Origin of the sequence: Leucobacter alluvii (genome assembly GCF_039530485.1) — a bacterium.
Taxonomy (GTDB): domain Bacteria; phylum Actinomycetota; class Actinomycetes; order Actinomycetales; family Microbacteriaceae; genus Leucobacter; species Leucobacter alluvii.
The window spans coordinates 148,363-163,042 of sequence record NZ_BAAAOP010000005.1; the positions used below are offsets into that span (position 1 = coordinate 148,363).

Sequence of the window (14,680 nt, forward strand, 5' to 3'; positions counted from 1 at the left end):
CGGGAAGGAAACTACCGGGTGATCGATCGGTACGACGCGTATCTCTTCGACCTCGACGGGGTGATCACGCCTACCGTCGAGCTTCACAAACGGGCCTGGCAGGAGACGTTCGACGCGTTCTTCGCGTCGCGCGGGGAGGCGCCGTACGAGGGGCGCGAGTACTTCGCGTTCCTCGACGGGCGCCCCCGGTTCGCGGGAGTCGAAGCGCTGCTCACCGGACGCGGGGTCGCGCTGCCTCAGGGCGCCGACCTCGACGAGGGCTTCACCTCGGTGCGCGGCGTTGGCAATCGCAAGAACGCCGCATTCGTCGAGGTGCTCGAGCGCGACGGGATCGCGGCCTACCCGGGGTCGGTGCGCTTGCTCGATCACCTGGCGGAGCGCGGGGCCCCGCTCGCGGTGGTCTCGAGCTCCCGGAACGCCGAACCGGTGCTGCGCGCGGCCGGTTTGACCGACCGCTTCCGTGCGGTGGTCGACGGCGTCGTCGCTGCGCGCGAGGGGCTGCCGGGGAAGCCGGCGCCCGATACCTTCCTGCGCGGCGCCGAGCTGCTCGGAGCCGACCCGGCGCGCACCGTCGTATTCGAAGACGCAGCGTCGGGAGTCGCAGCCGGCCGCGCAGGCGGATTCGGTCTCGTCGTCGGCGTCGACCGCGGCGCCGGTCGCGAGGCGCTGCTCGCCGGAGGAGCGGACATCGTCGTTTCCGATCTTGAGGAGTTGCTGGGATGAGCCCCGAGTCGTTCGACGGACCGTTGAAAGAACTGCGCCGTGACTTCGGCGACGACCCGTGGCGCATCGTCGTGCGCGAGATTGACGCGGCGCGCGCGGGGGAGGACGAGACGATCTTCTCCCTCGGCAACGGGTACCTCGGCATGCGAGGCAACCATGAGGAGGGGCTGCCGCTCGGCAGCCACGGCACGTTCCTCAACGGACTGCACGAGACCTGGCAGATCAGGCATGCTGAGAACGCGTACGGTTTCGCGGAGCACGGTCAGACGATCGTGAATGTGCCCGACGCGAAGACGATCCGGATCTACGTCGATGACGAGCGGCTCAACCTGGAGTCCTCCGACATCCTCGACATGCGGCGGATCCTCGACCTCAGAGCCGGAACGCTGACGCGGTCACTGCTGTGGCTCACTCCGACGGGCAAGCGGGTCCGGGTCGATACTCGCCGCATGGTCTCGTTCGCGGATCGTCACCTCGCAACGATCGAGATGCGCATCACTGTGCTGGATGCCGACGCCGATCTCACCGTCAGCAGCCTCATCGTGAACCGCCAGGATCTGGGCCGGGTCAACACGGAGACGCCGACGCCCGCGAAGGGCACCTCGGACCCTCGCCAGGCCGAGCAGTTCACCGAGCGCATCCTCGACCCGGGCCAGGTGCTCCACGACGGCGGGCGGTCGGTGCTCAGCTACCGCGTGCACGACTCGCGGATGACGCTCGGCGTCGGGGTCGAGCACCACTTCGACGGCGGCGACAGCGAAGACGGTGACGGCAACTGGCGGCACCGCATCGACAAGTCGCAGGATCGCGTGCGCCACGTCTACCAGGGCACCGCGCAGCAGGGGCGCACCGTGCACCTCGTCAAGACGGTCGCCTACCACTACTCTTCGACGGCGGTGGTCTCCGAGATGATCGACCGCTGCATCCACTCGCTGAACAGCTCGAATGCCGAGCCGCGCGACGCGAGGTGGGAGAAGCAGCGCGCGTACCTCGAAGCGTTCTGGGATCGAAGCGACGTGCGCGTCGATGCGGATCCCGGGGTGCAGCAGGCCATCCGGTGGAACCTCTTCCAGGTCGCCCAGGCATCCGCGCGAGCCGACGGACGAGGCATCGCGGCGAAGGGTCTGACGGGTTCGGGATACGGCGGTCACTACTTCTGGGATACCGAGATCTACGTCCTGCCGTTCCTGACGTACACGTCGCCGCTCTGGGCGCGCAACGCTCTCCGCGCCCGCCAGCGGATGCTGCCCCAGGCGCGGATGCGGGCCGCGATGCTGAACGAGGACGGCGCCCTGTTCCCGTGGCGCACGATCAACGGCGAGGAGGCGAGCGCGTACTATGCGGCCGGCACTGCCGGGTACCACATCAACGCCGACATCACCTACGCGCTCGCGCGTTACGTCGCGGCGACGGGCGATCTCGAATACGTGCTCTCCGGGGCCTCCGATATCGCCGTGGAGACGGCCCGCCTGTGGGCGAGTCTCGGGTTCTGGCGGCGCGATCCCGAGGGGGTGGATCGCTTCCACATCCACGGCGTCACCGGCCCCGACGAGTACACGACCGTCGTCAACGACAACCTCTTCACGAACGTCATGGCACGATTCAATCTGCGCTTCGCGGTCGAGGTGACGCGGAGGCTCGCCGCCGAGGCGCCGAACGACTACGGCGTGCTCGTCGACCGCCTCGGGCTGACCAATGACGAGATCGATGCCTGGGAGCGTGCGGCTGAGGGCATGACCGTTCCGTACTCGCCAGAGCTCGGGATTCACCCGCAGGACGCGCACTTCCTGGATCGCGAGGTCTGGGATCTCGCGGCCACGCCGCCCGAGCAGAAGCCGCTGCTGCTGCACTTCCACCCGCTCGTGATCTACCGCTTCCAGGTGCTCAAGCAGGCGGATGTCGTGCTGGCGCTGCTGCTCGCGAGCAATGAGTTCGGGCTCGATGAGAAGCGTCGCGACTTCGACTACTACGACGCCCTCACCACCGGCGACTCGACGCTCTCGGCGGTCGTGCAATCGATCATCGCGGCTGAGGTCGGGTACCGGGATCTCGCGTATCGGTACTTCGATCATGCGCTGCGCGTCGATCTCGACAACCTCCACGGCAATGCGGCGGACGGCGTGCACATCGCGTCGACCGGCGGGGTGTGGATGATGCTCGTCCAGGGCTTCGCCGGCATGCGCGACGTCGGGCGCCAGCTGACCTTCGACCCGCGGCTCCCGGATCACTGGGGCTCTCTCGAGTTCCGGCTCGAGTGGAGGGGGGAGCGCTTCGAGGTGCGCCTGGAGCGCGATCGGATCCGTTTCGAACTCCTCGAGGGCGAAGGTCCGGTGGTGGTGCGGGTGCGGGAGCAGGATGTGCGCATCGTCGCGGGTGCGCCCGTCGAGGTCGCACTGCCGGACCAGGGGCCGAATCTGGGATCGTTCGCGGGCCTGTCGGCGGGGATGCTGCCCCGCGAGGGCGACACCGGCGTGGTGCCAGAGCTCTCCTTCGAGGTCCCGGTGGTCACGACGTCGATTCCCACGCGACCGTTCGACGGGTGACCGCGGGGCGCCGACGAGGCGCCCCGCGCCCGAGAGTAGGATGGAAGCAGCCGGGTCTCCCCGGCGCCTCCCGAGCGAAAGGCGGTTCCCGTGACGTACGTGATCGCTCTTCCGTGCGTCGACGTGAAAGATCGCGCGTGCGTGGACGAGTGCCCAGTCGACTGCATCTACGAGGGCGAACGGTCGCTCTACATCCACCCGGATGAGTGCGTCGACTGCGGAGCCTGCGAACCGGTGTGCCCGGTCGAGGCGATCTACTACGAGGACGATCTGCCGGAGGAGTGGGCCGACTACTACAAGGCCAACGTCGAGTTCTTCGACGAGATCGGTTCGCCGGGCGGAGCCGCGAAGACCGGGGCGTACGATTTCGATCACCCGATCATCGCAGCGCTGCCGCCGCAGGGCGAGTAGACCCGATATGCGTCAGGCACTGCCCGAGTACCCGTGGGATGCGATGCAGCCGTACGCTGCGCGGGCCGCTGAGCACCCCGAGGGGGCGTTGAATCTCTCGATCGGCTCTCCGGTCGATCCGACGCCGCGCGCCGTGCGCGAGGCGCTCGCCTCCGCGACCGACGCTCACGCGTATCCGGCGACCGCCGGCTCGTCCGCACTGCGCGAGGCGATCGCGGAGTGGTTCGGGCGGAGGCGCGGGGTGGCCGTCGATGCCGATGCGGTGCTGCCGACGGTGGGTTCCAAGGAGCTCGTCGCTCTGCTGCCGTTCCTGCTCGGGATCGGCGCGGGCGAGGCGGTCGTCTTCCCGTCCGTCGCATACCCGAGCTATGCAATGGGTGCCGCGCTGGTGGGCGCCGATGCGATCGCTTCCGATGATCCCGGCTCCTGGCCCGAGCACACGAAGCTGATCTGGATCAACTCGCCGTCGAACCCCGACGGCCGTGTGCTCGACATCGATGCACTGCGTGCCGCGGTGGAGCGGGCACGCGAACTGGGCGCGGTGATCGCCGGAGACGAGTGCTACGCCGAGTTCGGGTGGGACGCGCCATGGGATCAGCGCCCGATCCCGTCCATCCTCGATCCGCGCGTCGTCGGCAATGACCACCGGGGCGTGCTGAGCGTGTACTCCTTGAGCAAGCAGTCGAACCTCGCCGGGTATCGCGCCGCATTCCTCGCGGGTGACTCGGAGCTCGTCGCCCGATTGCTCACCGTGCGCAAGCATGCGGGTCTGATGCTTCCGGCGCCCGTGCAGGCAGCGATGCTCGCGGCTCTCGCCGACGAGTCGCACGTCGAGGAGCAGCGCGCGCGGTACCGAGAGCGGCGTGACATGCTGCGTCCGGCACTCGAAGCGGCCGGCTTCGCGATCGACGGCAGCGAGGCGGGCCTCTACTTGTGGGCGACGCGCGGGACCGACGCCTGGGACGCCGTCGCGCAGTTCGCGGAACTCGGCATCGTCGTCGGCCCTGGCCACTTCTACGGCGATCGGTCGCCGCAGCACGTGCGGTTGGCGCTGACGGCCCCTGACGCCGATATCGCCGCCGCCGCCGCGCGCATTCGCGCTTCGGCGTCGACCGCGGGATGACGTCGTCCGAATCGACATTTCGCTTCACATCAAGATATTCTGAGCCGAGTGCGGCACCCCCGTGCCGCAGCCCCCGGTTCCCCTACGAGCCGATAGGGTGATAGGAATGGCCGTGTCATACCCGACGCAGCGCCAGCATTGAGACCTCACGAGGAGACGACGTGACCGAATCGACGCAGGGCCCGGCCACCGCCAAGCTGACCTTCCCCGGCGGATCCGCCGAGTTCCCGATCGTCGACGCGGTCGATGGGCACTCGGCGATCGACGTCAGCACGTTCACCAAGCAGAGCGGGCACACGGCGCTCGATTACGGGTTCGTGAACACGGCGTCGACGAAGTCGAAGATCACGTACATCGACGGCGAAGAGGGGATTCTGCGCTACCGCGGGTACCCGATCGAAGAGCTCGCGAGGCACTCCACCTTCCTCGAGGTCTCCTACCTCCTGATCTACGGCGAGCTGCCCACGGCCGATCAGCTGGGCGCGTTCGATGAGGAGATCCGCCGGCACACCCTGCTGCACGAAGACATGCGGTACTACTTCGAGGGCGTGCCGCACACGGCGCACCCGATGGCGGTGCTCTCGGGTGGTCTGCAGACGATGTCGACGTACTACGAGTCGTCACTCGACACGGCGGTGCCGGAGTTCGTCGAGGTGAATACGATCCGGCTGCTCGCCAAGCTTCCCGTGCTCGCCGCCTACGCGCACAAGAAGTCGATCGGCCAGGCGTTCCTCTACCCCGACAACAACCTCAACTTCGTCGAGAACTTCTTGCGGCTCAACTTCGGCAACAAGGCCGAGAAGTACGACATGAACCCGGTGCTCGTCGACGCACTCGACAAGCTGCTCATCCTCCACGCCGACCACGAGCAGAACGCGTCGACGTCGACGGTGCGCCTCGTCGGCTCGACCGGTGCGAATATGTTCTCCTCCGTCTCCGCGGGCATCAACGCACTTTCGGGCCCGTTGCACGGCGGAGCCAACGAGGCCGTGCTCGACATGCTCGCCCGCATCCGGGACTCGGGCCAGAGCGTCGAGACATTCGTCGAGAAGGTCAAGAACAAGGAAGACGGCGTGAAGCTCATGGGCTTCGGGCACCGGGTCTACAAGAACTACGATCCGCGTGCGCGCATCGTCAAGGAGAGCGCCGCCCGCGTGCTCGAGGAGCTCGGCGTGAACGACCCGCTGCTCGGCCTCGCGCAGGAGCTCGAGCAGATCGCGCTCGAAGACGACTACTTCAAGGAGCGCAAGCTCTACCCGAACGTCGACTTCTACACCGGCGTGATCTACAAGGCGATGGGGTTCCCCACCCGCATGTTCACGGTGCTGTTCGCGATCGGACGTCTGCCCGGCTGGATCGCGCAGTGGCGCGAGGCTCGCGAAGACGGGCAGACGAAGATCGGTCGCCCCCAGCAGCTGTACGTCGGCTCGGGGGAGCGCCACCTCGATCGGTAATCCGCGACCCCGTGGGGCCGCGTCATTTCGATAGGCTGAAGGCATGGAAGCGACCGTGACCGTGCCCGCCCTTGAGATCCGCGAACTCGCCAAGCGCTTCGGGGAGAAGATCGCCGTCAACGGGATCTCCCTCGACGTTCCGACCGGATCGTGCTTCGGCCTCGTCGGACCGAATGGCGCCGGCAAGACGACGACGCTGTCGATGGCAACCGGTCTGCTCCGGCCGGATGCCGGGCATGTGCGCATCGCCGGCGTCGATGTGTGGCAGCACCCGACCGAGGCCAAGCAGCTCGTGGGCGTGCTCGCCGACGGAGTGAAGCTGTTCGATCGTCTGACGGGCGAGCAACTCATCACGTACACCGGGCTGCTCGGCGGCCTCGACCGGGAGACCGTCGCGCGGCGGTGCGCGGACCTCCTCGCGATGCTCGACCTCAACGCCGCCGCGCAGACGCTCGTCGTCGACTACTCGGCCGGGATGACGAAGAAGATCGCGCTCGCGTGCGCGCTGGTGCACGCGCCGCGGCTGCTCGTGCTCGACGAGCCGTTCGAATCGGTGGATCCGGTCTCGGCCGCCAACATTCGCGACATCCTGCAGAGCTTCGTGCGAGGCGGCGGCACGGTGATCGTCTCGAGTCACTCCATGGACCTGGTCGAGCGCATGTGCGACCACGTGGCGGTGATCGCGGCCGGGCGCGTGCTCGCCGCAGGCAGCGTGAGCGAGGTGCGCGGTTCCTCGACCTTGGAGGAGCGCTTCGTGGAACTCGTCGGGGGTCGCGCGCACGTGGAGGGCCCGTCGTGGCTGAGCCGCTCCTGAGCCCCGCGGCGGCCGCTGCACGCACCGGGGCCGCCGCCCGCATCCGCACCCTCGTACGACTGCGCTTCGTCGTCATGTGGAACACGTTGCGCCGTCACCCCTGGCAGCTGGTCGGCGCGATCATCGGCGCCCTCTACGGGCTCGGCGTGCTCGGGCTCGTGCTCTTCGGACTCGTCGCTCTTGCCATCGGAGCGGCGGACCTCGCGAGAACGGTGCTCATCCTCGCCGGAGCCGGTCTCATCCTGGGGTGGGCGCTCGCACCGATACTCTCCACGGGCATGGACCGCACCCTCGATCCCGCGCGCCTCGCCTCGATGCCGATGCCTCCCGCGGTGCAGCTGACGGGAATCGCGGTCGCGAGCCTGCTGGGCATCCCCGGGATCGTCACTCTGCTCCTCTCCGCGGGCACCGCGATCGCCTGGTTCCGCTCGCCCGGTGCGATGATCGCGGCTGTCGTGCTCGCTCCGGTCGCCGCGGCGACCTGTGTGCTCGCATGTCAGTTCACGGTGACCGCGTTCTCGCGGGCGGCCGGGCATCGACGCTTTCGAGAGATCATCGGTGCGCTGGTGCTCCTGCTGCTCGTGCCGGTCGGGCCGCTGCTCTCAGTCGCGAGCCAGGGTGTCGCGGCGATCGCCGACCGCCTGCCGGTGATCGCCGATGCGCTCTCGTGGTCGCCGCTCGGAGCCGTCTGGGCGGTGCCAGCGGAGATCGCGGCCGGCGCGTTCCCGGCGGCGATCATGAAGCTGGTCATCGCGCTCGCGACGCCGGTCGCCCTGTGCTTCGCCTGGGCCGGACTGTACCGCGCGAACCTCGGCTCGGTCGCGGGCGGCTCGCACACGAGCGCACGGTCGGGCCTGGGGTGGCTCGGGCGCTTCCCGGCCTCCCCGCGCGGTGCCGTCGCTGCTCGCGCGCTCACATACTGGCTGCGCGATCCGCGCTACCTGCAGAGCCTGATCGTGGTGCTCGTCATGCCGATCGTCTTCGGGTTCATGGCGGCTTCGACGAGCCTCCCGATCATGCTCCCGGGCTCCACGGTGCTCGTCGCGGCGCTGCTCGCCCTCAGCACCTTCACGGACATCTCCTATGACGGCACCGCCTTCAGCGTGCACGTGCTGCGCGGAGTGCGAGGGATCGACGATCGGCTGGGCCGGGTATGGGCCAACGCGATCGTAGCCGTGCCGCTCATCGCGGTCGTCGCGGTCGTCACCACAGCACTCGTCGGCCGATTCGATCAGCTGCTCACGCTCGCCGGGTTGACCGCCGTGATCACGCTCGGCGGCTTCGGTGTCGCGAGCGTCGCATCCGCCGTCTTCGTGATGCCGGTGCCGCAGGCGGGTGAGAACCCCTTCGCCTCGAAGCCGGGCGCCGGGATGCTGAGCCTGGTCGGCATGGCGGGTTCGTACGGCGCATTGACGGTACTCGCGCTGCCGACGATCGCCTGCACGATCGCCGCTGGAGTGACGGGGCGACCGCTCTGGGCGTGGGTGACACTCGCCGTCGGCGTGGTGACGGGCATCGCGGCCTGCTGGGGCGGTGTGCGATGGGGTGCGGCGATATTCGATCGCAAGGCCGCCGACCTGTTCGCCCGAGTGAAGTCGCAGGGGTGAGAAACATCGCATCAGCGGCGTTCTGATCGCAGATCGCCTTCGATGCCGCGGGCGGCGCGCACGAGCACTTCGAGCGCGGCTTCGGGAGGGTGCTCACGCGGAAGGACGACGGACAGCGCTGCGACGACAGCACCGGCGCGGCGGAGCGGCACGGCCACGCCGGTGGAGACTTCCTCGATCGACCCCGGTGCGATCGCCCGCCCGAAGCGGCGGATCTCGATCAGGGTGCGTCGAAGGTGCGCCGGGTCGGTGATCGTCTCGGGTCCGACCCGGCGCAGCGGGGCTGCGAGCAGGCGCTCGCGCAGCCGCGGGTCGGCGTGCGCCAAGAGCACGAGTCCGGACGACGAGGCGTGCAAGGGCAGCCGGCCTGCGACGCGCGCGATGTTCGCGCCAGCACGCGGGTGTGAGAGCTTTTCGAGGCACAGCGCCTCGTCTCGCTCGAGCACGGCGAGCTGGGTGTGTTCCCGAATCGCCGACTGCACCCGCTCCATGTGCGGGAGGGCGACCTCGCGGAGCCGGTGCGCGGTGGAGCCGCGAAGCGCCAGTTCCCAGAGGCGCAGCCCCAGCCGGACTCGATGCTCGTCATCCCGTTCGAGCATGCCGTTCGCGACGAGTTCGCCGACCAGTCGGTGCGCGGTCGAGGGTGGTAGCCCTGCGCGTCGTCCGATATCGCTGACCGTCTGCGAGGTGCGATCCTCCGAGAACGTCTCGATGACCCGCACGATCCGCGTGATCATCGACTCACCGCTCGCCGAGTTCGCCACGGCGTCGGCCTCCCTCCGGTGCTGCGGTGCGCGGGGTTCCACCCGAAGCGCAGGGGCGTTCCACGTCGCTCAGACCTCCGCCGCTGCGAGCGATCGAGAGCGACGGTCGGCCGCCGGGCGCGGTGCCGGTCTCGGGATCACCACCACCGCCAGCATCCCCAAGATCGCAACGCCGGCGAAGAAGTAGAATCCCCCTGGGTACGCGAGTCCTGCTGAAACCAGCGCGCCGGTGATCCACGGACCCGCGATCGCACCGAGCCGCCCCACGCCCGCGGTGAAGCCCATGCCGGTCGCGAGGAGCGCTCGGGGGTAGATGTACCCGACGAACGCGTAGACGAGTACTTGCGCGCAGAAGACGAAGACACCGGTCACGAGGATCACGAGATTCAGGGCGACGACGTTCGACATCTGCACGCTGAGCAGTGCGAGCAATGCGGCCGCCGCCGCGAACCAGGCGAGCGTCGTTCCCTTGATCCCGAGCGCGTCGCCGATTCGCCCGCCGATGAGCAGACCCATCACGGCGCCCACGTTGAGGACGAGGAGCATGATGAGCGAACTCGAGAGCGGGTAGCCGGCGAGTTCCATGATCTTCGGCATCCAGGTGTTCAGCCCGTAGACCAGCAGCAGACCCATGAAGGCGGCGATCCACAGTGCCACCGTGGCGCGTGCGCGCCGCTCGGTGAACAGATCGCGGATTCCGTACACCCGCTCGTGCGTTCCGGCGTCGTGCTCCACCGGCGCGTGCGTCTCCGGGAGCTTGAACCACATGACCGGCAGTGTCGCCAGCCCGAGGAGACCTCCGAAGATGAAGAGCCTGCTCCAGTGCTCATGCGCCCAGAATGCCGCCAAGGAGGCGAGCACTGCGCCGACGTGGTACCCGGTCATCATGAACGTCGAGGCTCCGGCACGCCGGCCGTCGGGAGCCGATTCCTGCATCATCGTGAGGGCGATCGGCATGCAGCCGCCGAGTCCGACACCCGCGATCAGTCGAGCGAGGCCCATGCATGCGACGTTCGGCATCACCGGGAAGACCAGCGTGAAGATGGAGAACACGAAGATGCAGGCCATCAACGCCGAGCGTCGCCCGAAGCGGTCGGAGATGGTGCCGATGATCACGGCTCCTATGCCGACGCCGACGAGGGAGATCGTGGAGACGAAGGTCATGTCGGCGACCGTCACGCCGAGGTGACCATGACTCTCGCTGGTCATGATCGGGATCGTGGCGCCGAGAGCCACGATGTCGAAGCCGTCGAACATGACGGTGAGCCAGCACAGGCCGATGACCCATCTGCGGGTTGACGTACTCAAGGTGCACTCCATTGTGTGGTGAGGTGACTACAGCGATAAACGCAGCCCCCTGCGACATGGATCACACCGATTCAGTGTTGCGCGGCCATGACTGCCTCGTCCAGAACTTCCCATTGAACGGGCGACTCCGACGCGTCGCGATCGCCGATGTCTCCGAGCGCAGCGCAACGGCCGCGCCCCTCCGATGCGGAGGAGCGCGGCCGTGATGCGCCGTTCCGGTTAGGCGTGCAGAGCCTGATTGAGCTCGATGCCAGCGCCTGCCCGGGGCAGCGCCTCCACGGCGCCCGTGCGCGAATTGCGACGGAAGAGCAGCTTCGGGATCCCGGAGAGCTCGATCGCCTTCACCTCGACTGCGGTGCCGGGCGACTGGGCGGTGCCGTGGGGCAGCACGACCTTCGTGCCAGCCGTGACGTAGAGGCCGGCTTCGACGACGCTGTCATCGCCGACGGAGATGCCGATACCGGAGTTGGCGCCCAGGAGGGCGCGCTCGCCGACGGAGATGCGCTCAGTGCCGCCGCCCGAGAGCGTGCCCATGATGGATGCACCGCCACCGATATCCGAGCCGTCGCCGACGACCACGCCCTGCGAGATGCGGCCCTCGACCATGGATGCCCCGAGCGTGCCGGCGTTGAAGTTGACGAACCCCTCGTGCATCACCGTCGTTCCCGGCGCGAGGTGGGCGCCGAGGCGTACTCGGGAGGCATCGGCGATGCGCACGCCCGTCGGCACGACGTAGTCGGTGAGCCTCGGAAACTTATCGACTCCCACCGCAGTGATGCCGGCGCGCTTGAGCTGCGGCAGCCGGGCGGCGTAATGCTCGGGAAGCATCGGTCCGGCGGTGGTCCAGGCGATATTGGGGAGCCGCCCGAAGATGCCGTCGAGGTTGAGTGCATTGGGGCGCACGAGGCAGTGAGAGAGGACGTGGAGCCTGAGGTAGGCGTCCTCCGTCGATGCAGGAGCGGCGTCGAGATCGATCTCCACGTCCACGAAACGCAGTTCGACACCGCGCAACTCGTCGGTTCCCGTGAGCCCGGCGAGCTCGGCGGGGGCGATCCACGGTTCGCGGTCGTCGGGGCGCGCGCCGAGCGCGGGTGACGGGAACCAGGCGTCGAGAACGGTGCCGTCGGCGGCGATCGTGGCGATGCCGGCGGCCCAGGCGGAGCGAGAAGCAGTCATGGGTTCCATCGTATCGTCGTGATCGGGTGCGCGGGCACGGACGCCCGGAGAGGCAATAGGCTGGTTCGGGTGAGCAGTGATTCGAACTCGACGCCCCCCATCGCCCTCGACCCCGTACTCGATCCGACGCTCGGTCCTGTGGAGCTCACGCGGCAGCTCTGCAACATTCCGTCGGTCTCGGGCGACGAGCGCGAGATCGCCGACGCCGTTGAAGCGGCACTCAGGTCGCACGCCCCCCATCTCACCGTGACGCGCGACGGCGATACGCTGGTCGCCCGAACCGAGCTCGGCCGCGAGCGTCGCGTTGCGATCGCCGGCCACCTCGACACCGTCCCCATCAATGACAACCTGCCGGTGCGGGACGAAGTCGACGACGCGTCGGGGGAGCCGATGATCTGGGGGCGCGGCACCGTTGACATGAAAGCCGGTGTCGCGGTGCAACTCGCGCTCGCGGTCGAGCTCGTCGAGCCGTCGGTCGACCTGACGTGGATCTGGTACGACCACGAGGAGGTCGCCTCTGATCTGAGCGGTCTCGGTCGCGCCATGCGCAATCATCCAGGGCTCTTCGAGGCCGACTTCGCGATTCTGGGCGAACCATCGAATGGGACCATCGAGGGGGGATGCAACGGAACGCTCCGAGCTCGAGTGAGCGTGCACGGCAAGCGCGCGCACTCCGCTCGCAGCTGGATGGGGGTGAACGCCATTCACCGGGTCGGCGCGCTGCTCGAACGTCTCTCCGCGTTCGAGCCGGAACGGATCGTGGTCGACGGGCTCGAGTACCGCGAGGGGCTGAACGCCGTCCGCATCAATGGCGGGGTCGCGGGGAATGTGATCCCGGACGAGTGCTCCTTCGAGGTGAACTACCGCTTCGCGCCGAGCCGGAGCGGTGCAGAGGCCGCGGACTACGTGCGCGAGTTCTTCGCCGATGCCGATCGTGTCGAGATCGTCGATCTCGCGCCCGGCGCGCGCCCGGGTCTCGACGCACCACTCGCACAGCGCTTCGTGGCCGCGGTCGGCGAGGCGCCGAACGCGAAATTCGGGTGGACCGATGTCTCGAGATTCTCGGCGCTCGGCATCCCCGCGGTGAACTTCGGACCGGGCGATCCGCTGCTCGCGCACGCGGACGATGAGCGGGTGCCGGTCGCGCAGATCGAATCGACTGCCGCTGCGCTTCGCGAATGGTTGATGCACGACATTTCGCGCTGAACTGTATCGCGACGCGGGGCGGAAATTAGCCCTGCCTGGACGGAAACCGATAAAATGGAATCCGTGCATCAAACCTGCAAGGAGGCGTCATGGCTGCAATGAAACCGAGGACCGGGGACGGACCCATGGAAGCGGTGCGTGAAAGCCGCTTGATCGTGGTTCGTGTACCGCTCGAGGGCGGCGGGCGTCTGGTGGTGTCTGTGAACGATCAGGAAGCCGCACAGCTGCGCGATGTGCTCGCCGGCGTGCTCGACGGCTAAGGCGCCGTTCTCGCTTCCCGTTCAGCGGGACCGGATCGAACCCCCTGCGGCTACCGCCGCGGGGGGTTCGGCGTGCCGGGGGCGTCGCCGTCGAGACGCACGAGGGTGAGGAGGCCGTCGCCCGCCGGCGACAGGATCGGAGCGATCGCAGGGGACTCGGCGACGAGCGCGAGGAGGTCCCGCATCGCCTGAACGTCCTCGTCCCGCGCAGCGGGATCCGGAACTCGGCCGTGCGCGAACGCGCCTGGAACGATGATGCATCCGCCGGGCCGCACGATTCCGAGTGCGTTCTCGAAGTGCTCCAGTAGCTGGGCCGGCTCTGCGTCGATGAGCACGAGGTCGTACGCCGCCAGATTCATACGCGGCATCACGTGCCGAGCGTCACCCTCGATGAGGCGCAGACGGGCAGCGGCGATCCCCGCATCGGAGAACACCCCGCGGGCTTCCCGCAGGTGCTCGGCTTCGATCTCGATCGAGGTGAGCGTCGCTTCCGAGGCGTACCGGAGCAGAGAGAGTCCGCTGACGCCGACCCCCGTGCCGACCTCGCAGATGGCCTGCGCGCGGGCGAGCACGGTCGATCCGGAGAGCTGCGCGCCGACGGAGCGGCTCACCGGTTCGATGCCCAGCTCGAGGGACAGGCGGCGGGCGCGGACGAGCGCCTCCGTCTCGCCGGGGTACTGCTCGGCGTACTGCCAGTTGCGTTCGAGCTTGCTCACGATTTCCTCCGGTGATGCTCCGCCCCGGCGTGCCGGCATGACGGCGAGGCGGAGCGATCCTGAATCACCAGCGTAGGGCCGCCGTGCGATCCCTCTCGCAGCACACGCGGGTCAGTGGGAAAGCGGGCGCGAGACGCCGCTCAGAATTCGGCTCGGCGATCAGTGGTGACCGCTACGATAGCGGTTGTGGGCCTGACGATCGACAAGATTCTGGTGATCCTCGTGATCGCCATGTTCGTGCTGGGCCCGCAGCGACTCCCGATCTATGCGCAGAAGCTCGGCGAACTGGTGCGCAATGTGAAACGCATGGCGGACGGCGCGAAAGATCGCTTGCGCGACGAGATGGGTCCTGAGTTCGACGATGTCGACTGGCGTCAGCTCGATCCCCGCCAGTACGACCCGCGCCGCATCATCAGGGATGCGCTGCTCGAAGACGAGCGCGAGGCCAGGGACGCGGCTCGACGGTCGAACATGGCCGACGCTGAAGCCCGACGCGGAATCAGGCCGGACTCGGGGAGCGGCGCCGCAGGAGTGCTGCATTTCGACGAAGAAGCGACGTGATGGACGGGAACATC

At 68.2% G+C, this 14,680-nt stretch carries 14 protein-coding genes; 10 read left to right on the forward strand and 4 right to left on the reverse strand.

Annotated elements, in window-relative coordinates; translation table 11 throughout:
- The first annotated feature begins 18 nt into the window (after positions 1-18).
- From ABFX18_RS05245 to ABFX18_RS05275, 7 genes are all read left to right on the forward strand, one after another.
- Complete coding sequence (locus tag ABFX18_RS05245; RefSeq protein WP_346057636.1) at positions 19-723, forward strand: HAD family hydrolase; 705 nt, start codon at positions 19-21, stop codon at positions 721-723.
- The gene (locus ABFX18_RS05250; protein WP_336661513.1) at positions 720-3,266 is read left to right on the forward strand and encodes a glycoside hydrolase family 65 protein; all 2,547 of its coding nucleotides are present in this window, start codon (positions 720-722) and stop codon (positions 3,264-3,266) included. The genes ABFX18_RS05245 and ABFX18_RS05250 overlap by 4 nt, the downstream gene beginning before the upstream one ends.
- Before the next feature lie 90 nt (positions 3,267-3,356).
- Positions 3,357-3,677, forward strand: a complete 321-nt coding sequence (fdxA, locus tag ABFX18_RS05255; protein ID WP_053353380.1) for a ferredoxin — start codon at positions 3,357-3,359, stop codon at positions 3,675-3,677.
- A gap of 7 nt (positions 3,678-3,684) precedes the next feature.
- Entirely contained in the window at positions 3,685-4,800 is a 1,116-nt protein-coding gene (gene dapC / locus ABFX18_RS05260; RefSeq protein ID WP_346057637.1) for a succinyldiaminopimelate transaminase, read from the forward strand.
- Positions 4,801-4,961: 161 nt separating this feature from the next.
- Positions 4,962-6,254 carry a citrate synthase gene (locus ABFX18_RS05265; RefSeq protein WP_200329417.1) on the forward strand — a complete coding sequence of 431 codons (1,293 nt, stop codon included), beginning with the start codon at positions 4,962-4,964 and terminating at the stop codon, positions 6,252-6,254.
- Positions 6,255-6,297: 43 nt separating this feature from the next.
- The gene (locus ABFX18_RS05270) at positions 6,298-7,068 is read left to right on the forward strand and encodes an ABC transporter ATP-binding protein (protein WP_211648007.1); all 771 of its coding nucleotides are present in this window, start codon (positions 6,298-6,300) and stop codon (positions 7,066-7,068) included.
- Entirely contained in the window at positions 7,050-8,675 is a 1,626-nt protein-coding gene (locus ABFX18_RS05275; RefSeq protein WP_346057638.1) for a transporter, read from the forward strand. The genes ABFX18_RS05270 and ABFX18_RS05275 overlap by 19 nt, the downstream gene beginning before the upstream one ends.
- An 11-nt stretch (positions 8,676-8,686) precedes the next feature.
- On the opposite strand, the gene ABFX18_RS05280 is transcribed toward ABFX18_RS05275, so the two are convergent.
- The 3 genes from ABFX18_RS05280 to dapD all read right to left on the reverse strand — a co-directional run bounded on the left by ABFX18_RS05280 (position 8,687) and on the right by dapD (position 11,923).
- Positions 8,687-9,439: an IclR family transcriptional regulator gene (locus ABFX18_RS05280; RefSeq protein WP_211648011.1), complete on the reverse strand. Its 753-nt coding sequence runs from the start codon at positions 9,437-9,439 to the stop codon at positions 8,687-8,689.
- A 69-nt stretch (positions 9,440-9,508) separates the two neighbouring features.
- A complete protein-coding gene (locus tag ABFX18_RS05285) occupies positions 9,509-10,747 on the reverse strand; it encodes an MFS transporter (protein WP_346057639.1) in 1,239 nt (412 codons plus the stop codon).
- A 219-nt stretch (positions 10,748-10,966) separates the two neighbouring features.
- Positions 10,967-11,923 carry a 2,3,4,5-tetrahydropyridine-2,6-dicarboxylate N-succinyltransferase gene (gene dapD, locus ABFX18_RS05290; protein ID WP_346057640.1) on the reverse strand — a complete coding sequence of 319 codons (957 nt, stop codon included), beginning with the start codon at positions 11,921-11,923 and terminating at the stop codon, positions 10,967-10,969.
- A gap of 60 nt (positions 11,924-11,983) precedes the next feature.
- On the opposite strand from dapD, the gene dapE reads away from it, so the two are divergent.
- Both dapE and ABFX18_RS05300 read left to right on the forward strand, forming a co-directional pair.
- Positions 11,984-13,129 (forward strand): succinyl-diaminopimelate desuccinylase, encoded by a 1,146-nt coding sequence (gene dapE / locus ABFX18_RS05295; protein WP_428833648.1) that lies wholly within the window; start codon positions 11,984-11,986, stop codon positions 13,127-13,129.
- An 89-nt stretch (positions 13,130-13,218) separates the two neighbouring features.
- Positions 13,219-13,389 (forward strand): DUF3117 domain-containing protein, encoded by a 171-nt coding sequence (locus ABFX18_RS05300; RefSeq protein WP_090147993.1) that lies wholly within the window; start codon positions 13,219-13,221, stop codon positions 13,387-13,389.
- A gap of 50 nt (positions 13,390-13,439) precedes the next feature.
- Here the strand turns inward: ABFX18_RS05300 and ABFX18_RS05305 are convergent, their stop codons facing one another.
- A complete protein-coding gene (locus ABFX18_RS05305; protein WP_346057641.1) occupies positions 13,440-14,105 on the reverse strand; it encodes an O-methyltransferase in 666 nt (221 codons plus the stop codon).
- A gap of 186 nt (positions 14,106-14,291) precedes the next feature.
- On the opposite strand from ABFX18_RS05305, the gene ABFX18_RS05310 reads away from it, so the two are divergent.
- Complete coding sequence (locus ABFX18_RS05310; protein WP_090147998.1) at positions 14,292-14,666, forward strand: twin-arginine translocase TatA/TatE family subunit; 375 nt, start codon at positions 14,292-14,294, stop codon at positions 14,664-14,666.
- The last annotated feature ends 14 nt before the right edge of the window (positions 14,667-14,680 follow it).

Bases quoted from the DNA above. Each gene is read 5' to 3' on its own strand.
- ABFX18_RS05300 (WP_090147993.1), top strand. From the start codon at position 13,219: ATGGCTGCAATGAAACCGAGGACCGGGGACGGACCCATGGAAGCGGTG.
- dapD (WP_346057640.1), bottom strand. From the start codon at position 11,923: ATGACTGCTTCTCGCTCCGCCTGGGCCGCCGGCATCGCCACGATCGCC.
- ABFX18_RS05250 (WP_336661513.1), top strand. From the start codon at position 720: ATGAGCCCCGAGTCGTTCGACGGACCGTTGAAAGAACTGCGCCGTGAC.
- ABFX18_RS05270 (WP_211648007.1), top strand. From the start codon at position 6,298: ATGGAAGCGACCGTGACCGTGCCCGCCCTTGAGATCCGCGAACTCGCC.
- dapC (WP_346057637.1), top strand. From the start codon at position 3,685: ATGCGTCAGGCACTGCCCGAGTACCCGTGGGATGCGATGCAGCCGTAC.